General features: G+C 54.5%; 17 protein-coding genes. 14 read left to right on the top strand and 3 right to left on the bottom strand.

The features are described from left to right. Positions 1-8: 8 nt before the first annotated feature. The 3 genes from RBB62_RS14050 to RBB62_RS14040 are packed head-to-tail and all read right to left on the bottom strand — an operon-like array spanning position 9 to position 4465. The gene (locus RBB62_RS14050; protein ID WP_309399584.1) at positions 9-3212 is read right to left on the bottom strand and encodes a UvrD-helicase domain-containing protein; all 3204 of its coding nucleotides are present in this window, start codon (positions 3210-3212) and stop codon (positions 9-11) included. Further along, the gene (locus RBB62_RS14045; RefSeq protein WP_309399583.1) at positions 3205-4068 is read right to left on the bottom strand and encodes a CDP-alcohol phosphatidyltransferase family protein; all 864 of its coding nucleotides are present in this window, start codon (positions 4066-4068) and stop codon (positions 3205-3207) included. Before RBB62_RS14045 ends, RBB62_RS14050 begins: the two co-directional genes overlap by 8 nt. Continuing rightward, positions 4061-4465 (bottom strand): type II toxin-antitoxin system RelE family toxin, encoded by a 405-nt coding sequence (locus RBB62_RS14040; RefSeq protein WP_309399582.1) that lies wholly within the window; start codon positions 4463-4465, stop codon positions 4061-4063. The genes RBB62_RS14045 and RBB62_RS14040 overlap by 8 nt, the downstream gene beginning before the upstream one ends. A gap of 136 nt (positions 4466-4601) precedes the next feature. On the opposite strand from RBB62_RS14040, the gene RBB62_RS14035 reads away from it, so the two are divergent. The 14 genes from RBB62_RS14035 to RBB62_RS13970 all read left to right on the top strand — a co-directional run. After that, positions 4602-5171 (top strand): EF-hand domain-containing protein, encoded by a 570-nt coding sequence (locus RBB62_RS14035; RefSeq protein ID WP_309399581.1) that lies wholly within the window; start codon positions 4602-4604, stop codon positions 5169-5171. Positions 5172-5506: 335 nt separating this feature from the next. Then, entirely contained in the window at positions 5507-6271 is a 765-nt protein-coding gene (locus RBB62_RS14030) for a DUF3450 family protein (RefSeq protein WP_309399580.1), read from the top strand. Between the two features lie 28 nt (positions 6272-6299). Further along, positions 6300-7709: a MotA/TolQ/ExbB proton channel family protein gene (locus RBB62_RS14025; RefSeq protein WP_309399579.1), complete on the top strand. Its 1410-nt coding sequence runs from the start codon at positions 6300-6302 to the stop codon at positions 7707-7709. A 20-nt stretch (positions 7710-7729) separates the two neighbouring features. Beyond that, positions 7730-8326, top strand: coding sequence for a MotA/TolQ/ExbB proton channel family protein (locus RBB62_RS14020; RefSeq protein WP_309399578.1), 597 nt, complete (start codon positions 7730-7732; stop codon positions 8324-8326). A 2-nt stretch (positions 8327-8328) separates the two neighbouring features. Further along, positions 8329-8739 carry an ExbD/TolR family protein gene (locus tag RBB62_RS14015; protein ID WP_309399577.1) on the top strand — a complete coding sequence of 137 codons (411 nt, stop codon included), beginning with the start codon at positions 8329-8331 and terminating at the stop codon, positions 8737-8739. A gap of 14 nt (positions 8740-8753) precedes the next feature. Continuing rightward, positions 8754-9158, top strand: a complete 405-nt coding sequence (locus RBB62_RS14010) for an ExbD/TolR family protein (RefSeq protein ID WP_309399576.1) — start codon at positions 8754-8756, stop codon at positions 9156-9158. A 5-nt stretch (positions 9159-9163) separates the two neighbouring features. Then, entirely contained in the window at positions 9164-9829 is a 666-nt protein-coding gene (locus tag RBB62_RS14005) for an energy transducer TonB (protein WP_309399575.1), read from the top strand. Positions 9830-9852: 23 nt separating this feature from the next. Further along, the gene (locus tag RBB62_RS14000; RefSeq protein WP_309399574.1) at positions 9853-11214 is read left to right on the top strand and encodes a tetratricopeptide repeat protein; all 1362 of its coding nucleotides are present in this window, start codon (positions 9853-9855) and stop codon (positions 11212-11214) included. A gap of 20 nt (positions 11215-11234) precedes the next feature. Further along, entirely contained in the window at positions 11235-11930 is a 696-nt protein-coding gene (locus tag RBB62_RS13995) for a hypothetical protein (protein ID WP_309399573.1), read from the top strand. After that, positions 11927-12745, top strand: a complete 819-nt coding sequence (locus RBB62_RS13990; RefSeq protein ID WP_309399572.1) for a hypothetical protein — start codon at positions 11927-11929, stop codon at positions 12743-12745. The genes RBB62_RS13995 and RBB62_RS13990 overlap by 4 nt, the downstream gene beginning before the upstream one ends. A 123-nt stretch (positions 12746-12868) precedes the next feature. Beyond that, a complete protein-coding gene (locus tag RBB62_RS13985; protein WP_309399571.1) occupies positions 12869-16150 on the top strand; it encodes a TonB-dependent receptor in 3282 nt (1093 codons plus the stop codon). A gap of 94 nt (positions 16151-16244) precedes the next feature. After that, a complete protein-coding gene (locus RBB62_RS13980) occupies positions 16245-17891 on the top strand; it encodes a hypothetical protein (protein WP_309399570.1) in 1647 nt (548 codons plus the stop codon). A 105-nt stretch (positions 17892-17996) separates the two neighbouring features. After that, complete coding sequence (locus RBB62_RS13975) at positions 17997-18743, top strand: PEP-CTERM sorting domain-containing protein (protein ID WP_309399569.1); 747 nt, start codon at positions 17997-17999, stop codon at positions 18741-18743. Between the two features lie 565 nt (positions 18744-19308). Further along, on the top strand, positions 19309-20242 hold a 934-nt coding region (locus RBB62_RS13970; protein ID WP_309399568.1), incomplete at its 3' end, for a transposase.

The raw sequence follows: 20242 nt of genomic DNA, 5'->3' as shown, positions 1-20242 counted from the left end.
GATCAGCCCTAAAGCTTGATCCACTGGGCGGCGCGGGTGCTGTAAAGGTAGCCTTCGACGGGGCGGCCGAACATCTGGCTGAGCGCGGTGACGTAGGCTGCGAGCTGGGGGCCGTAGCAGGCACGAAGCTCCTTGGCGGGGTTCTTGAAAATGCGGTCGGTCTTCCAGTCGACTATGCGCCAGGCGTCGCGCTCGGCGTCGTAGGCGAGGAGGTCAATAAAGCCATCATAGGCAAACTGGGCATTCGCGGCGCCTTCCAAGCCAAGCTCCAGGCCATCGGGAGCTTGGGCGTGCTCGGGCCAGAAGAGCGCGGCTTCGGCGCGGACTTGGCGCTGCGTGTCATTGAGCCAAAGGAACTCCGGTGTCGCCAGCAGGGCGGCGAATTCCTGGGCGCCGCGTTCGGGGTTGGGCGCGTGGGGGACAACGCTCGTTTGGTAGTCAGCCCAGGCTTCGATGGGCTCGCCCCAGGGGCCGTTCTCCATCGAGTTGTGCCACCAGTTACCATAGTCGGCGCCGCCGAGGGCGCTGCTGCCATCCTGAGTTTCCGGGTAACCCGGTTCGGATTGCCAGTCGCTTTCGTCGCGGGCATGCCCGGTGGGTTCGTCGGGTTTGGCGGCGTGGTGGTCGGCCAAACTACTGGGCAAGATGCGTTGCGGGAAAGACTGCGTGGCGGCTTTTACCTCGGAGGTTGCGAGCTCGGGCGTTGTGAAGAATTGAAGCGCGGGCGCGGGTTGCTTTTTCGGCGGGGTAGGGGAGTCGGTTTTGGATTGGAGGGCGCCGCTGGTGAACTCGGGCAGGTTGACCCAGGCTTGGGCGTTGGGCGCGTCGCCAGAGGTCAGGCAAAGATCGGTCCAACTGCCGGACGGGCCGGGCTTCTTGTAGAAGGCGGCACCGTCGATCGCGATTACGCGGCGGCGGGCGCGAGTCCAGGTGACGTAGGCGAGGCGTTCGGTTTCTTCGCGGAAGGCTTGGTCGGTTTGGCGGGAGCGTTCGACGTCGCAGGATTTATCGTAGGCCACAAATTCGGGGTCGTGGCGGGTGGCGGGATAATAGCGCGGGAAGGACTGCGCACGCCGCGAGATTGCGTAATGGAAAAACGGCGTGATGACAACATTCCACTGCAAGCCTTTGGACTTGTGGCAGGACAGTAGTTGGATGTGTCCGGGGGTGGGGTCGTCGCTCTCCAAGTCCTCCGCGAGGCTGCTAATGATTTGACGCGACCAGCCGACCAAGTCGTCACCGCGCTCCTCGGCTTGGAGTGCGCTGGCTTGCAGGCGCTTGAGGGTAAGGCCGATGCGGGCAGGCTCCAGCTCGGGCAGGGAAGCCAGTCGCTCGGGCAAATGCGTTTGTTGGCAGATGACGCGAAAGGCGTCGCCGAGCGCCATGTCGTGCACCTCGCGTTGGAGTGCTTGCAAGGCGAGGAGGGCGTCGATGACCGCTTGCACGGGGGCGTCGCCCTCGAACTGCTCGTGGTGCTCGGGCGTGGCGGAGGTGAAGGTGTGTAGGGCTGCCTTGACGGTGGCAATGGTGCCGTCGGGCAGGGAGTAGATTTCGCGCAGCACGCCGACGGTTTCTAAGTCGTCTTCCGGGTGGGCGAGTACGCGGATTAGCGCGGTAGTCCAGGCGTAAATGGGGTCGCCTGCTCGCTTGAGCTTGCGCGAGTGAGATTGCACGGGCAGGTGAACGCGCTCGATGGCGCGGTTGAGCGACTCGGCCCAATCGTTGCGCGGGGCGAGGATTGCCACCTCGCTCCAATCGTCCACATCGAGGCCTTCGCGGCCGGTGTCGCGCAGCCAGCGGGCGATGGCTGCGGCCTCCTGGTGGAGGGAATCTTTGCGGCCGGCGTCGGCTTCTTCGGGATCGATGGCGGGCTCGAGCGTGACGCGTTCAAAGCGACCGGGGCCAGCGTTGGGGCGGGCATGCAGGGGCACGAAGGCGGCCTGCTGACCGGGCTCTTCTTCGCGACGTAAGATGCGCGGGAAAAACTGGTTTACGGCGTCCACGATCTGCGCGTCGCAACGCATGGTCACAGTGAAACTGAGGGCGTCAGCGGTGCCTTGGTCGACCAGGCCTTCGTGGATTGCGCGGTAGGTCGGCAGGTCGGCGCGCGCGCTGTAGATCGACTGTTGCGGGTCACCCACCATGCAGAAGCGGCCGGGGGGCGGGCCGATGGATTCGGCGAAGGGCTGGCCGGGCGTCCATTGGCTGCCAGCGACGTTGAGCAGCACGGCGAACTGCAACGGGTCGGTGTCCTGGGCTTCGTCGAGGATGATCAGGCGCTCCTGTTCGCGGATGGCGGGGCCGGCAGCGGGATGGTTGAGCAGCTCGGCGGCGAGGGCAATTTGGTCGTCGAAATTGATCTCGCCGCGTGCGACGCGGAAGGCGCGAAACTCGCGGGCCAACTCTGCGGCCACGTAAAGATAGGCGTCGCCGAGCCAGCGCTTGAGCGGAGCCCAGGCAAGGTCCCAGTCGGTCTGGAAATCTTTGCCGCCGCGGGTGAAGTCAATGGGCGGGCACGGCTCAGCGCTGGCGTAGGCCTGCTCCCATTGGAGGGCTAGGCGCTTGGCTTCCGCGATGCCTGCGAGCGCGCCTTTGTGCTTGGTCTGTGGCTCGTGCTTGATGACGGGCGCTAGGTCAACCATTGGCGCGGGGCCGGGAGGAGGCGGCGTGGGAATTTGTGTCCCGAATTTTTGGACGAGCGAAAGCAATGCGCCGATCGAGCCGTGGCGTTCGAGGCTTTCGCGGGGGCCGTTGTCGAGGCATCCCAGAATGTTGTCTTTGCCGCGAATGAAGTCGCGCCAGAGGGCGTCGAGGTTGCCCGCTTGTTCAAACTGCGGGGCCAAGCCAGCCAGCGGGCCAAAGGTGCGCAACAGCTCGAGGCAGAAGCTGTGGATGGTGCCGAAAAAGGCTTGGTTGAAGCGGGTGAAGACTTCGGGGCTCAGGTGGTCTTCCTGTTGTTTCTTGTGTAGCTCCTGCGCGGTGCGTTGGCGCATTTCGTCCGCGGCCTTGCGGGTGTAGGTAACGACGGCGAGGCGGGGGAGGGCGGGCGTTTCGCGCATGTCGTCGCCCTTGGCCAGGTTGACGACGCGGCTGACAATGGCGGTGGTTTTGCCGACCCCGGCCGGGGCGGTGACCGTGAAATTGTGGTCCAGCTCGTCAGTGAAGCGGGTACGCTCTGCCTGGTCTGCGAGGCGTGGACGCGCGTCAGACATTATCGTTGTCGTCGTCTTGCGCGCCTAGGGTACGGCGTTTTTTCAAGTGACGGAACAGCCCGAAGAACAGGTAGGCCAAGAACAGCAGCGCAAACGAGAAGCGCCAGAAGAAGATGAGCATCATCACGAAGATGATCAGGCCGACGAAGTGCGGAATCTTCAGGTGCGTCTGCCAGCCCAGGTGTTTGAAGCTCGGGTAGCGCACATTACTGACCATCATCCACGCGATGAGAAGCATCAACGGGGGAAGAAAGAGGTAGAAGCCCTTGCCGAACTGGAAGTTGAGCATGACAAGGACAATAGTCGAGACCATGCCTGCGGCAGCGGGGGCGGGGAGGCCCTGGAAGTCGCCCAAGCCAGCGGATTTCTCGATGCCGGGGATGAATGGGTTCGTAATGATGTTATACCGTGCCAGACGAATGCCCGCGCAAAGCAGGTAAATAAAGCCGATTAGCCAGCCGATCTGGCGGAAAAATTCCCAGCCTTCGGTCGGGCTCAGGATCAGGAAAAACATCATCAGACAGGGGGCCATACCGAAGCTAACCATGTCCGCAATGGAGTCAAATTCTTTGCCGAAAAGGGATTCACGGCCACCTAGGCGCGCCACGCGGCCATCGAGCATGTCGCAGACGCCGGCACCTAGGATGAAAAACACCGCCTGCGTGAAATAGCGGGCCATTTCTGCCTCAGTCGCGTCGTATTTTCCGCGGATGCACCAGATGATGGCGAGGAAGCCAAAGAGAAGGTTACCGGCGGTAAAGAGGTTGGGCAGCAGGTAAATGCGCGCGGCCTCATTGACGTCACGATACGGGAGCTCCTTGGTGGCAGCGGTTTTCGGGGTCGTCTCGCTAGGCATTACCGGGATTCTGGGTGTGTTCGTCGGGGAGTTTTTCTTGTTGGTGTCGGGTCAGGCTTTCCACGTATTGCCAGAAGGATTGATTCTGTTCGACCAGAGTTTCCTCATTGTAAGGTAGTTTGAAGCGGAAAATGAAGTCAGCCAGCGTATGCTTGTGCAGGATATAGTGGCTAAGCAAGCGGCTTTCGTTGACCACTTCGAAGTAGATGCGATATTCGCCAGCGCGTAGGCGGTAGTATGCTTTGCCGCCGCGCTCGAACTTGCCCACCTCGTCGCCACCCGCATTGAGGTCCTTGCTGGTGAGGCTGGAGAACTTCTCAATGATGGGCATTTGGATCATGATATCCAAGCGGTTGAGCATCGACATGCTCTGGTCGCTGAAAGTGACTTCAAACATCTGATCAATAATTCAATACAGCCTTCACAGCTTCTTCAATCTATCTCTGCGTAATTTTTTTTGCAACTTTGGGGGCCGCCATCGGTTACACTTATTAAATCAAGAACCCACTTAAGTTTAACCAACAGTATTCACAATGAAATCTTTAAAATACCTCTTTTTAAGCGCTGCCTTGACCACCGGCTTGGTCCACGCGGAATCAGCAGCTCTGGGTGACAGCGACGCCCTTCCGCCGGATCCGCCCTCGGAGAGTGCTCGCCCTCAGCGCCCCGATGGAAAGCAACGCCAAGGGGGCCAACGTCCGGATCGCCCCTCCCGTGAAGAGATCCTGACTCAGTTTGATGCCGACGGCGATGGCAAGCTCAGCGAAACTGAGCGTGAAGCCGCCCGTGAATTTCACATGGAGCAAATGGCTCTCCGCCGCTTTGACGCCGATGGTGATGGTGCCCTCTCAGAAGAAGAGCGTAGCAAGTATGAAGCTTTTAAGTCCGAGCGCGAGGCGAAGATGTTGGATCGCTTTGATGCTGATGGCGATGGCGTGCTTTCCGATGAAGAACGTCAGACCGCCCGTGAAGCATTTCAGCAGCGTAGAGGCAAGCGTCAAGGCCCTCCGAATGGAGGTGGCCGTGGACCAGCCGATTCGAATCAAGGGCCGCCCCGAAGCACGGACTTGAAAGATGCGCCTCCACCACCTCCAGGAGAGTAGTTTAGAGATTACGTTCAGACAAAGTTAGCAGCTACATATCAAATAGGATAAGAAACCCCGGACAGGAGCGCCGGGGTTTCTGCATGTACGGATTTCAGGAATGAAGATTTCCACCCCCAACGGAGTGAAATTTTCGAAGTGGAGTAACGCTTAGGCGCCAAAAGGCGTCTTAAATGCCCCTAAAATAGGGCGTGCTTGTTGTTTGTTACGGGCGTGTTTCGGGTCTGTAACCAGCTTGTCATTTGTGACGTAAGTTTAACAACCAACCTCTAGTCAAGGCCGACTAAATCTGTTCTACGTTACGCTCTATTTTTCACGAAACCTTCTATTTATTCATGAATATTCGGCCGATAGCCATTGCACTCACAACCTGCTTTGCAGCGTTTGCTCCCGCACATGCTGAGCAAAACGCGGTAGCGGAAGCCAAGTCGACACTCACGAAGTGGGTGGAAACCCGTCAGCTTATTTCAGAAGAAAAAGCCGACTGGAAGGTTGAGCAGGAGTTTCTCACCTCCACCCAGGAACTGCTGCAAGAGCAGGCAGCGACTTTGGAGGAGCAAGTTAAAGAGCTAGAGGATTCCACGACAGAAGCAGACGAAAAGCGCAACGAGCTGCTGCTGGAGCGCGCTGGCCATCAACGTGCAGGCACGGCGCTCGCCGCGCAGATCAAGGGCATGGAAGTCGAGGTCAAGCAGCTGGTTAAGCAGTTTCCCGAGCCTTTGCAGGACAAGCTTGAGCCTCTCATTATCCGCATACCGGATAACCCGGAGGAGTCAGAGATACCCTTGGGCCAACGCCTGGTGAACATCTTGGGTATTCTGGCCCAAGCCGAAAAGTTTAACAGCACTGCAAATTTCTACGGTGAAACTCGCGAAGTCGGCGGACAGAAGATCAGCGTGCTCACGCTATACTGGGGCATGTCGTTCGCGGTTTACGTCGATACACAAGGTAAGGTTGCAGGCTTCGGCAAGCCTGGTCCGGACGGCTGGGTCTGGGAGGAAAATAACGCAATAGCTCCCGACGCCAAGCGCTTCATCGATATGTATGAAGGCAACATCGAGAACATCGAGTTTGTCCAGCTGCCCATCGAAATCAAGTAGCAGTAACTGACCAAATTTATCATTTATCATGAACTGGATACAATCATTTACTCTTACGCTGACGCTGGCAGGCGCGATGGCCGCGCCATTGGCTGCGCAGAATTTTCAGCAAGTCGCTGAGTCCAGCAACCAGAAGCTGGAAGACGCACTTAAAGAACTCGCCGACGTAAGAAATGACATCGCAGAAAAGAAGATCCCGCTTTCTAAGTCGGTTAGCGAATTGGAGAGCAAGGTGCTTGAGCTGCGTCGCGAGCGTAATCGCTTGTTGAAGATCAAGGATGCTGGCACAATTGACTTGTCTGCGCTGGAGCGCCAGGTCGGCCAGATGAAGGATCAAGCTGACTTCGTTAACAACCGCCTGAATGAGTTTATCAACGAATTCGAAGGGCGCATTAACATCAGCGAACTCGCTGGCTACGAAGAAGCAATTCAAGCCGGCAAGCTTGCGCCAAAAAATGAAAACCTCAGTGCTGAGGAAAAGCGCACGTTGCAGGTTGGTGTCATCGAAACCGCTTTGGGCCGTATTCAGAACCTTATTGGCGGCCACAGCTACGAAGGTTCTGCCTTGAACCCCTCTGGCGTGCTGGTGGACGGCAAGTTTGCGATCATGGGGCCGACGGTTTACTTCAGCAGCGATGATGGCGCGACCTTTGGTTTGATCGAGGCTCAGCTCAACGCGGCGGATCCGGTTGTTCTCGACCTCCCGGACGACATTGATGGTGGCATTTCGCAGGCTGTTACTTCGGGCAATGGCATGTTGCCGTTTGACTCGACTCTCGGTAAGGCTCTTAAGGTTGCCAAGGAAAAGAAGTCGCTCAAGGGCTACATCGATGATGGCGGCGAAGTTGGCTTGGTTATCATTGGCTTGGGCATTCTTGGTTTCCTGCTGGCCATCTATAAGTCTATTCAGATTTTGAGCTTCAAGGTCGCCATGCCGCGCCACATCGACGGCATCCTCGAAAGCATCGACAAAGGAAACGAAAAAGAAGCCCAAGAGCGCGCACACGCCATTGGCGGCATTGCTGGTGAAATGTTTGAAGCCGGCGTAGTCAACGCACAGGAAAAGCGCGGCATCTTGGAAGAAATGCTTTTCGAGCGCATTCTTAAGGCGCGTCCTTATCTGGAAAGCTTTTTGCCCTTCCTTTCGATCACGGCTGCGGCTGCACCGCTGCTCGGTCTTTTGGGTACCGTTATTGGTATGATCAAGACCTTCCAGTTGATCACCATCTTCGGCACGGGTGACGCCAAGAGCCTGTCTTCGGGTATTTCCGAGGCCTTGGTTACCACGGCGCTGGGCTTGATCGTCGCCATTCCGGTTTTGATTTTGCATGGAATGCTTTCCCGCATGGCAAAGCGCAAGCTTGGTTTGCTGGAGCAGGGCGCAGTTGCATTTGTTAACGGAGTGATGGCGCGCCGCCATGACAAGAAGGACTCATAATCGCTTTCGAGTGCACTGTCATGGACGGTATTAGCATAGAAAAGATTCTGGATGTCTGGCTCAGCGGAGGTACGGTAATGCTCCCTCTGTTTTTGTTGGCGTGCTTGCTCTACACCCAGGCGTTTCAGTTGATCCTTTACGTTCGCCGTTCCAGCCTGGGCAAGCGCAATGAATTCAAGTGGGGCGAGTGGGTGATGTTCCCCGACCAGGCAGAAGGCCGAGTCGCGGAAATCATCCGTTATACGCAGACGGACACCTCTTCGGCCAAGCAAGTGCGCAACCGCTTTGACGAAGTGCGCATGGCTCTGCTGAACCTCGTGGATCGCCGTGTGCGCTTTGTGAACACGCTGGTTGCGACTGCTCCATTGCTTGGCCTTCTGGGCACTGTGATGGGGATGTTGCAAACCTTCATGGGCTTGGCGACTTCCGCTGGCGGTGAAACGGCAGGCGTTGTGGCGTCCGGTATTTCGGAAGCGCTGCTAACCACCCTTACCGGGCTGATCATCGCGCTGCCGGGTCTGTTCATTGTGATGATCATTCAGCGTCAGAAACATAAGCTAGAGGCAAACATCACCCGTTTGGAATGTCTGACTCTCTCTGAATTGAAAATTAATTAATCATGTCGCGTAGAAGTGTATTATCTGAAGGCGAAGAGGAACCGGAAATTAACCTTTCCTCCATGATCGACTGTATCTTCATCCTGCTGATTTTCTTTATCGTTACAACGGTCTTTGTAGAAGAGACCGGCGTGCAGGTAAACAAGCCGGACGCTTCGGCTAACCCTGCAGAGAACAACGAGGAGTCAGACAACGTGATGCTGGAAATTACCTCGAATAACAAAGTCATCTATAATGGGGAAGAGATTCCTTTGAGTCAGGTGAAGAACGTTGTGAAGAAGGGCATGAAGGATTCCGAGACTCCCGTCATGATTCGCTCCAATGAGCATGCCAGTCATGGCGTCTTCATCAGCGTTTGGGACCAGGCTGCCGAAGCAGGCGCCGAACTCCTCAGCTTTACCACCACTAATTAAAATTTTGATTTCAAATGCCGGCCCGAAGCATCAACGACGAATCAGAGCAGGATACAGAGATCAATCTGTCTCCGATGATCGACTGTATCTTTATCCTGCTGATCTTTTTTATCGTCACCACTGTCTTTGTTGAAGAACCGGGGGTGGAGATTCGTAAGCCCTACGCGGTGACGGATCAGGACTTGGAAAAGAACAGCATCATCATCGCGATCACGGAAGATGGCCGCGTGGTGTATGGCGGAAAGGAAATCGGCATTGCTGGCGTTGCCGCGCAGGTGAAGCAGCAGATCAAGCAAAGCGATATTCCGGTAATCATCCAAGCTGACAGCCTCGCTGATCATGGCACTTTCTCCAAAGTCTGGTCTGAAGTTAAAAACGCCGGCGCTAAGAAAATCAGCGTATCCACCCTTAAGGATTAAAGACTATGGCTGATTCCAGCAGTTTTAAAATTCCAACTGCGCGCAGCGATCTTCCGTTGGGGATTGTTTGTGGCGTTGCCCTGTCGTTGGGCTTGTTTGTTTTGATGGCGGCCGCCTCGCTCGCAGGCATTGAAAAGCCGGAGACGACTCAGCTTTCCGAACCGGTGATGGCTTTCCCGGCACCTGAGATTGATGAGTTGGAAGAGCCGCCCGAGCCGCCTGAGCCTGAGGAAGAGCCTCCGCCTGAAATGGAAGAACCTCCGCCCGAAATCTCTCTGGATCAATTGGAAATTGCGTTGAATCCGGGAACCGGTGGCAGTCTGGCTGGAGATTTTGACATGCCGACTTTCTCGACCTCCCAAGAAGCTTTGGGAACCGAGGACTTGGTTGATTTCTCGGACCTCGATCAAATGCCGCGCTTGCTGGACCGCTCGCCATTCGACTTCCCGGCGCGCTTACGCAAGAAGACCGTTTCGGGTAAGATTATCGTTTATTTGGAGCTCAATGAAAAGGGCGAGGTGACACATGCCGAAGTCGCATCTTCAGACCTGCCCAAATTCAACGACTTTATTGTTCGCGAAGTGAAGAAGCGCAAGTTTTCGGCGCCCACCTTCCAAGGCCGCCCAACCAAAGCCAAAGCAAACTTACCGATTCCGGTGCGTATTAAGTAACGCCTCTACAACTATATTTGATTATGAAACTGAAGTTCCTTACTCTTTGCCTTGCCGCGATGCCGATGGTGTCCTTTGCGCAAGGTAGCATCGACGTTTCGGCAGCCGCGCCGAATTTCAATGATCCGGAATGGCAAGAACGCTTTGTCGGCAGCTATGGATTTTTGTCCGGCGCTGAGCCCAAGGTTAGTCCGGACGAAGTTGAATTGTTACAGGACTTGATCGAACTGATGAAGATTAATCCGTCGGCGGCAACTGAGCGACTGAGCCAGGACATTGATGAGAATTCCAGTGCCGCGCTGCTTTTCGTGTTGGCCAACTTGTATTTCCAACAAGGTGACTTGGCTGATGCGGAAAGATATTACAAGGAGTCGACTGAGCGCTTTCCTGACTTCCGCCGTGCGCACAAGAATCTCGGGCTTCTTTACATCCAGGGCCAGAAATACAATGAAGCGCTCAAGCACCTGAGCCGCGCCGTGGAATTAGGTGAGCAGGATGGCCGCAACTATGGCCTGATGGGCTATGCTTACCTCAATAAGGAACAGTTCCTCTCCGCGGAAGAAGCTTACCGCGACGCCATCCAGCAGCAGCCCGACAAGCGCGACTGGAAGCTGGGTCTGGCGCAAGCGTTACTTGCTTCAGAAAAATACAATGAGGTGGTCGTGCTCATGAACTCGATGCTCCAGGATGAGCCGGACAACGCCACGTTGTGGATGCTTCAGTCTAATGCCTACCTGAGCATGGGGAAGCCGGAGCTCGCAATCGTGAATTTGGAAATGGTCCGCGCGATGGGTAAGGCCAAGCGCGAAAGCTTGTTCCTTTTGGGCGATATTTATTTTAATCAGCGCAACTTTGATTCCGCACTCGATGCCTACCAGGCCGCAATTGCCAAGGATTCGAAATATGATAAGTTCTCTACAGGTCTGCGCTCTGCGCGTTTGATGTTGCGTGCACGTGCCACGCCCCAGGCAGAAGCACTGTTGAGCACGCTCTCGGAAACTTATTCCGGTAACCTTAGCAATGATGATGAGCTGGAGTTACTCACGGTGCAGGCTATGGTTGCACGCTCCAAGGGCGATGAAGACCAGGCTATTACACTCTTGCAGTCGATCGTTGAGCGCGATGGCGCCCGTGGTGACGCCTTGTTGGAAATTGCCGACTATTATGCGGATCAAGATGACCTCGAACGTTCGATCCTCTTCTTGCAGCGAGCGCAGAAAGTCGAAGGGTTTGAGTTCAATGCCTTGGTGAAACAAGCGCAGTTGATGGTGCGTGAGAAGAAGTATTCACAAGCAGCTGAGCTCCTCCGCGATGCACTCGCGGTAAAGGATGATGCACGCGTGCGTCGCTTCTTGGAGAAGGTTGAGTCTGCCCTGCGTTCATAGCCTGAAATCCATCACATGGCATGCTATTTCAGATTCCCAGATTACCTTTTGCACAATGCAGTGGCTTACATGCGATGGTTTGTGCTGGGTGTCTGCTGTTAGCGGTCTGTGCTTCCACGACTGAAGCCAATAATGATGTCAGGCTGAAGGGCATTCTGCGCGTTGATTCCGTTTCCTGGGCATTGCTCAGCAATGGCGGATCAGGCGGGGCCCAAATGTTGAGCACCGGGCAGTCGTTTGCTGGTGGTCATTATCAGTTGGAGCAGCTCGAAGTTACGCAAAAGCGGGTTCAGATCCGCGACTTGGTTTCCGGTGAGCGATTCTGGCTGACCTTGGATCAGCCCAGCAGCTCATCAGAAGATTCGACGCTCTTTGTGGATGTGGATCTTGATGAAGGCGTAGCAGATGCCTCCACGCAGTCGAATCGGCAGACGAATGAACCAGTTTTGAAGCCTTTCTCTTCATTACCCAAAGAAGTACAGTCCAAGCTCTATCACCCGAAATTTGTACCGATGCTTGAAGCTAGTGGCATTAAAGTTCCGTCCAATTTGCGCAGCATGGCGGAGCACGAGCAAGAAATGGCGGCACGTAATGCAGAGTTGCATAGTTTGGCGAATGCTGGAGTGCGCGTTGAGCGCGAAGTGATTAGCACCGTCCCGCTCAGGAGCAATGCAAAGACCGCTGAAGAATTAGCTGCGATGAAAGGAGAAAGATGATTAATCATAAATTTACCTATCTGTTGTTTGTTGTAATTGTGTCTATTAGTGGACGTTTGTTTGCAACTGACGGCAAGGCCTCTGCGTCGGATCAATGGGAACTACGCTCCGAATGGTGGCCGCAATTTGTTAACTTGGCTGAGCCAGTTAATTTGAAGGAAGGCGACAAGACTTTACGCGAAGGACGTCGTGGAGTGCTTGTCCGTGTGGAGGGCGAAGTAGTGGTAGTTGATTTTGGACGCTTCGGAGTGCAGCGTTTGCCCATTGCTTCGACCAACTTTGCTGAGCTCTTTGCGGAGGAATCGGCTACGCGCAAATGGACTGACCACGGTTTGTTTACCAAGTCATACGGCTCCCGGTTTTATCATCCGGAGGGTTGGGTTCAGTTTAAGCAGAAAGATATTGTGGTGAAGGATTATTTCCTAATCGCCTACGCAGATTTAGACACCGTAGATGGTCGTTTGGGCATGGTGGTTTTTGATGATAATTTACTGGGCGATTGGTCGCTCTCTAAAACGCAGCCGCTTTTCATTCCGCAAAACATAGCGCCAGAAGAAGCCGAGAAGCTGAACGATCAACTCGTAGAGCTTAAAATTCAAACCCCGACCATGCCGAGCTTCTTGGCCGATGGTCACGTTACCGCCTTTGCACACAAGCCCTCTGATTTTACCGCCGTTTTAATCGACAAGAATGGACGCGTGATCGGGCGCTACGAAATCGAATCGACCAAGGATATTCAAGCTTGGCGATCTGAGTTGGAGCAGGCGATCCGCGAAGATCGGAAATCTCTCTCTCAAGAATCGGCTCAAATTTAATTAGGCAGATTTTTTTGCACAACACCCATAATGGACCAGTTCTCGCATTTTCTCGCTCATATGTGTTCACGCTTCGATATTGCATCTGTCAGTGTTGCTACGTCACTGTTCTTGGTATGCAACGTGGCGTCCGCGCAGGATGAAGCAACGAGCTCAGCTGAGGAGCCGTCAACCGCGCCAATGGATGTCGTTGGTGCTGAGGTCGCCCGGGTTGAAGAAAGTGCTTCGGCTGATGGTGGTGAGCCTGTTGAAGGGCAGGGGAATATCGTTGGTCAGATCTTTGACTCTGAAAAGGGCGATTACGTAAGCGGCGTGACGGTGCTGCTCGTCTGGCCGGATGCGGAAGCCCGTGAGTTAGGAAATGAAACTGCCCGCGAGCGTTTTGAAGTAAGTAATAACGAAGGTAAGTTCCGTTTCGTTGGCGTGCCGGTCGGCGTTTACACCCTCCGTTTCGTGAAGTCCGGTTATCGCACGTCGTCTATCCGCGATTTGAAGGTTGTTGCGAATGAAGCCACGAAGGCAGACTTTCCTTTGCCGCCGGAACTGCCGCCGACAATAGATAATATCTTTGAATTGGATGAGTTCGAAATCGCAGCCGAAAAGCTGAGCAGCCAAAACGATTTGCTCGCGGATCTGCGTCGAGAAGCCGCTGGCACGGTGGACTTCCTCTCGTCGGAAGACTTTGCCAAATTCGGCGGAACCGACCTTTCTGACCTCGTGCAGCGACTCCCCGGCGTGAACGTTGTCGGCGGAAAATTTGCCGTAGTCCGTGGTTTGGGCGACCGTTACAACAGCACCTTGGTCAATGGACTGCCGATGCCAAGTCCTGACCCGGTGCGCCAAGGCTTACAGTTGGACTTATTCCCGACTTCGATCATTGAGAGCGTGGTCACCAACAAAAACTTTTTGCCCAACATGCCGAATAATTCTTCAGGAGCGGCGTTCGAGTTGACTACAAAGTCATTTCCGGATGAGCCGACTGGTTGGGGCAAAATTGGCGTTCGTTTCAACAGCCTTGCGCTATCGGATACTTACTTGCGGGATCCAAATTCGGGACGTGCAGATTTTGTCGCGAATGGGAAGTCTAATCGTTCGACGACTCCGAACACTGCAACAGCCAACCAGCAGGCCCGCATTGCTGGGTTATCTGTGATTCCAGAGGAGGGTTCTGCCCCTTTGGGGATCACGATGAGCGGAGGTGGCGGCAATACTTTTGAGCTGCCGAATGGTCGTAACCTCGGCTTTATTGCATCCGCATCCTACGACAGTTCTTACAGTACCGAAGTCGGCAAACAGCAGGATCGTTACGCTACAAACAGTAATTACTTTGGTGTTCCTCCTGGCTTCCCAGGACACATTTCTTTCTTTAATTCCACCCGTGTTCCAGGCTCTCTGTTTTATGGTGACTTGGATGCGAGCGCCTTGGCGTACGATGTCGTTGCCTCCGATGCGGATGTGCTCATAGGCATGTTGGGTGGCATCGGCTATGAGTTTGATAAGGCTGGTAATAATAAAATCGTCTTCAATGTCCTCTACAGCCAAAGTGGAAACGGTTTTGCCGAGCAGCAGAGTAACGGTTACTTGCCTGAGGAGTTTGGTTTTTTTGAGACGAATCTTACCGACTCTGACCGCGGCGTTGGGTCGCCGGAGTCCGGGCAATCTGGCACCACCGGCCGTAATGTGATTGGTCGAGGTTATGATGATACTAATACCTTTAATCAGGACATCCTTTCCTATGAGCAACGTAATCTGACAGCATTTCAGGTTGGCGGTGAATTTCTCGAGCCGAAGGGGGAGACTCTACAGCTTTTCTGGGGGCTTACTTACGCCAAAACATCCAGTGACTTGCCACAACAAACTGTGCTGAGTTCCTTCTATGATAACGGTACTGGCACTAGACCGGCTGGCTATTTTTACGATAGCGCCGCGGGCATTGGTGGCAGCGGGCCTCCAGCGTTTCTCACTGAAACGACCCGCACGATCGATGATGAAACTAATGCGGGGCGTATTGACGCAGATTATGAATGGGAGATTAGTTCAAAGCTTAACAGTGTTTTCTCTGGTGGTGGTTCATGGACTTATGCCGACCGGCATGTTGATCAGGTGGATGCGGAAAGCTCGGTCGGCTCTGTTACCAGCCGTTACGCAACTAAACAAGAGCTTTTCGATGCGGTCTTCAATACTCCGGGGGTTAGCACCACAACTTATACATCTTACGCTGATGCGCGCCGCAAGGAAGCCGCTGGCTATATGATGTCGCAATTTGTCTTTGATGATAACTTTACGATTACTGGTGGCGCGCGAATTACCAATGTGAATTTCACATCCTCGGGTAACGCGCAGTTGACGCCCACGCGCACTTTGGACCAGTTTCTGTCTTCGAGTCCGCGTGGCTCGACTCTGACAAATCCGACCAACGGGGAAATTATTGGTTACACGGACTCCAGTGTGGTGGGGAAAATTGATCGCACCTATGTCCTACCCGGTGGCACGATTTCCTATAACTTCCTGGAGAACTGGAATCTGCGCCTGGGTGCATCGCAAACAATTGCCTACCCATCGTTCCGTGAGCTCTCTCCCTATTTCTCACGTAGCTTGGAGACGGGTGATATCATTTTGGGTAATCCTACGCTGCAAATTTCCGATGTGGAAAGCTTTGATGCGCGTGTTCAATACGATTTTGACACCGGCTTTATCGCTCTCGGTGGTTTCTACAAGACTATCGAGCAACCCATCGAGCAAATTGTTTTGCGTGACCCGGTTACGGGCGACTCCGTGCTTTCGTTCTTCAATAATCCCAATACTGCCCGCGTTAAAGGCTTGGAGCTGGAGGCTCAGACATCTCTCGATTTTCTGGCCCCAGAGCTCGAATACTTCTCTATTGGCGCGAATTACACCTACATCGATGCGTCGGTGGGCTATCCGCAGAATGTGCTGGATTCATACTTCTCTTATTCGGCACCTAACGTCCTGAACCCTGACGGTAACTTGAACAATGGTGCCTTTGTGGGCACTGATGGTCCTCCCTATGGTAATAACAATCTGCCGACTGATCGTCGCTTGTTTGACCAACCCGATTGGCTGGTGAATGCGAACCTTACTTTCAATCAGCCGGATTGGGGATCGGCAATTACGGTCGCCGTCTTTGCGCAAAGTGATGTTTTAAGTGCGGTTGGTTCCGGTTTGGACAACAGCGTAGATCAATATACGAAGTCCTATTATCAGCTGGATCTTACCTTTAATCAAAACATCACCGATAACTTGGTCTTCAAATTTCAGATTACCAATATCACGGATACTGCTCGCGGAATTCAGTATGTGACCCCGGTCGCAAACAAGGTCTATGACCGCGTGACTTACAAGATCGGGCAGAGCTACCGTTTCGCAGTCGAATACACCTTCTAGGCTGTTTTTGTAACGTAAATTACACACTGGTGTCGCACCCATGACATCTTGTTCGGCTAATATTTCACTCTCAACCAAAACCCATACATCTCATATGTTTAAAGCTAACTTAACTACCATTCTGGGTGTGACCGCAAGCGCTGCCAGCGCTTGGGCGACAACCGCGATCACGCCGGCGAATTTCGGATCTGATGTCGTCATCGCGGGCACCGGTGAATACAACATTGTCTCCAGCATCAAGTTGGGACCTAACGGCACTGTTGCTGATACCGAATACGTGCTCGAAGGTTTCACTTTCGTCATGCCTGGTGTAACGCTGGAAATCGAGCCAGGTGTTATCGTACGCGGCCAGCCGGCTCCAGCTGAGACTGACATCCCCGGTAGCCTCTTGGTTACGCGTGGTGGTGAAATCTACGCCGTAGGTACTGCTACCAACCCAATCATTTTCACGACTGCCAACGTTGGCACTCTCGCCTCTCCAGTTCGTTGGACCGGTACGGACAGCTGGTTGGATGCTGCTCCGAAGACTGCTCCGCTGGCACCCGTCGTAGGTGGCGAACCTGCAGTGAACCAGTGGGGCGCGTTGACACTTCTCGGTTATGCTCCCAATAACCGTGACAATTCCGATACCGGTGTTTCAGGTGAAGCCTTCATCGAAGGTTACGGCTTGACCGACTCCCGCGTTACTTACGGTGGTCGCAACCCGAACGACAGCTCCGGCTCCGTCAAGTATGTTTCCATTCGCCACTCCGGTCGTTCGATTTCGGAAGGTGATGAGCAACAAGGCCTGACCCTTGGCAGCGTGGGTATGGGCACCGAGCTGGATTACATCGACATCTACTGCTCGGGTGATGACGGCATCGAAATTTTCGGCGGCACTGCTACGTTGAAGCACTTCATGCTCAGCTACTTCAACGACGATGGACTCGACGTTGATCAAGGCTGGACCGGTTATGCCCAGTATGGCTTCATCTTGGCTGGCGGCGTAGCTGATCCTAGCAATCTGACTACCGCTGACAGCTGCGGTGAATGGGACGGTGAAGACGGCAGCAATACGGTCTCGGGTTCTCCGTTTGCCCATCCGACCATGTATAACTTGACCATGTTCGGTCCTGGTTCTTCTGGCACGCTTGATACCGCCTTCATCATCTGCAAGGCTGCTTTCGGTGGTGATCTCTACAATTCGATCCTGTTTGATGGTCCTTCCAGTATTCCAGGCATGACGATCCTCCCGGGTGCCAATAGCGTTTCGGTTGGTTTGTCTTACCCGAATCCGGATGCACAAGCTCAAGTTGGTGCAGGCACTCTGAACTTCGCAGGTCTGCTCTTTGTGGACGTTGCCGACAACAGCGCTGCCACCATCGGCGCAGAAGCCATCTCTCAGACTGTTGCAGGCGCTTCCGGAACGACTCCAGACGCAGCCCCCGGTGGCGCACCTGGATGCTACGGCAACCGTATCGGCAGCACCGCCACTAGCGTGAATGACCCGTTCTTCGGTCTGATCTCCGGCGCTGGTGCCAACGACCAAACCGTTGCCAACGGTGTGAACCCGGTTCCGCTAACCAGCACCACTGCTGGCTCGGGCGCAACGCTGGTTCCCTACACAAACACCTTCTTTACGGACACGAACCACATTGGTGCGTTCCCTGAAAATGCTTCCTCCACCTTGTTCACTACCTTCTGGACTGCAATGAACATCCGTGGAATCCTCGTCGACAACGGCAACGGTGACACGCTCTAATCAACTCGGTTGAGCTGATTTCAATTACTGAAATTCTTAATCTTATGTCTATGGTCGGGAGTTCTGACTCCCGGCTGTAGATATTCAAAACATAATTCATATTTCATGAAAAAAGTTGTTCTCCTTACATGCTCAGCCTTGGCGCTTGCTGGTTCTGCGAACGCAGCTAGCTTGTTGCTCTCTGGCTGGGACTTCACCAACATTCAGGACAGCGCCTTAACAACGGCTAGCAACTGGTCTGATCTCACTGGTGACGGCACCTCGAACTCTAATGGTTCGTTCTATGCAGACGGCACGAATGGTTCCAGCGCCTTCACTCAGAATGGAGCATTGGGCAGTATCCAAGTTAATGCAGCTAACGTTGCTCTGAATACGAAGATCACCAGCCGCACCGAAGGTGCTAGCGATCAGCTTTCGCTTGATCCTGCTTATTCGCAACAGTTCCAAAATGGCTTCCTGAGCGATGCTAGTGGCCTCAGCTTTGTGTTCTACAGTTCTGGTGATGGATCGACGGTCTACACGGACTTCGTCTTCTCCTATGCAGCAGGTCTTAGCAGCACTGCGTCCTATGATATCGTCTGGGAATACAGCACGAACGGTACAGACTTCTTGACGATTGGCACTGACACGATCGATGTCGCAACGGGCGAAGTCAACACCTTGGCCACCGTTACGGCTAATACTGATGAGATCTGGTTCCGCGGCACGCTTGATACTCTCGGCAGCCAGAGCATCAGCCTCGACAACGTGCAAATCTACGGCACCGCAGTTCCCGAGCCTTCGACTTACGCCGCTATCGCTGGTCTCTGTGTCCTCGGTTTGGTCGCTTATCGCCGTCGTCGTAGCGCCTAAGTCTAAAGTTTAGTTATTTACGAAATTTCCCGAGTTAGCTCGGGAAATTTTTTTGTAGTTAATCAGCGCTCAGAGGGCGTCAAAAAGTCTAATCGAGTCCGGCGAGGTTTATTCGAGAGGCAAAATTTCGGCTTTTGAATTTCGGCAAAACCAGTTTCGCCGAGATGAAGAAATGATGCTTTGATCCCGTAGATGCTCTTGCGCGCATCCTTGGCGTTATTGCTGATTTAACTGAAGTAACAAAGCGTGGGTGAGGGGCAACACCAAGAAGCCGTAGAGAAAGTATCCACCGTTAGACAAGCATGCTTTAGCTTACATGGCACTGACCAAGGATACTGATAAATCAAAAATATCCAGAGCCAAAAGTAGTTTCACGTTTCATGCTCCTCAGGAGGAAAATGTGAAAAAGAATTCAAGGTGATATTTAAAATTATTGTCACCAAATGAGTAGCCAAAGCCTAGCAGCCTGTCGGATTTGATGGCCTAGCTGGTCTGAAGTTGATTTGTTGTTCGGATGGATTTTGTGATGGAAGATCGTGACACGCCTCTTTTGTTGCCGGTTGATATGCGTGATTGGGTTGCTGAGGACGACCCGGTGCATTTCATCTTGGAGGCGGTTGATCGCGTTGACTTGAGCGCTTTCAAGGTAAAGCGCACGCGAGCAGGCAAGTCGCAGTATCCGCCGCGGATGCTGTTGGCGCTGCTGATTTACAGTTACAGCCACGGATTGTTCGGTTCCCGCCGGATCGAGCGCGCGACCTACCGGGACGTTTGCGTGCGTTACCTGACGGGCGACACGCACCCGGACCACGACACCATTTGCGCTTTTCGTCGTGAAAACCACGCGGCCTTCACGGCGTGTTTTCTTGAGGTGTTGCTTTTGGCGCGCGAGTTGAAGCTGTTCAAGCTGGGCACGGTCGCCATCGATGGCACGCACCTGAGGGCCAACGCGAGCAAAGACCGCAACGTCACCTACGAACGAGCCCAGCAGCTCGAAACGCGCCTGAGCGCGGACATCGCGGCGCTTTGCGCCCGCGCTGAGCAGGCCGACAACACGGAAGTGGACGAGCGTCTGCCGGCTGAGATTGCCCGTCGCCAGTCCCTGCGCGAGCAGATGGATGCGGCCCAGCGGACCCTTCAAGCACGGGCCAAAGAGCGCGCCACCGCCCAGCGCCCGGCCTACGAAGCCAAACTTCAGGCCCGTCAGGAGCGCAAGGGAAACGGCAAGGGCCGTCGTCCCAAGCCGCCGAGCGACCAACCTGACCCCGTCGAACAAACCAATCTGAGCGACCCGGATTCGCGCCTGATGCGCAAAGGCAACAGCAGCGCGGTGACGCAAAGCTACAACGCCCAGGCCAGCGTTGACGCCGACGGTAGCCAACTGGTCGTCAGCGCCCACATCAGCCAATGCAGCGCCGACAACGGCGAGCTTGAAGCAGGCATCCAAAACATCCCCACCCAACTGGGGAGCCCCGAGCAAGCCCTTGCCGACAGCGGCT

The sequence above is a fragment of the Cerasicoccus maritimus genome (assembly GCA_031296935.1).
Classification (GTDB): Bacteria; Verrucomicrobiota; Verrucomicrobiia; order Opitutales; family Cerasicoccaceae; genus Cerasicoccus; species Cerasicoccus maritimus.
This window is presented reverse-complemented; position numbering and strand designations above follow the sequence as displayed.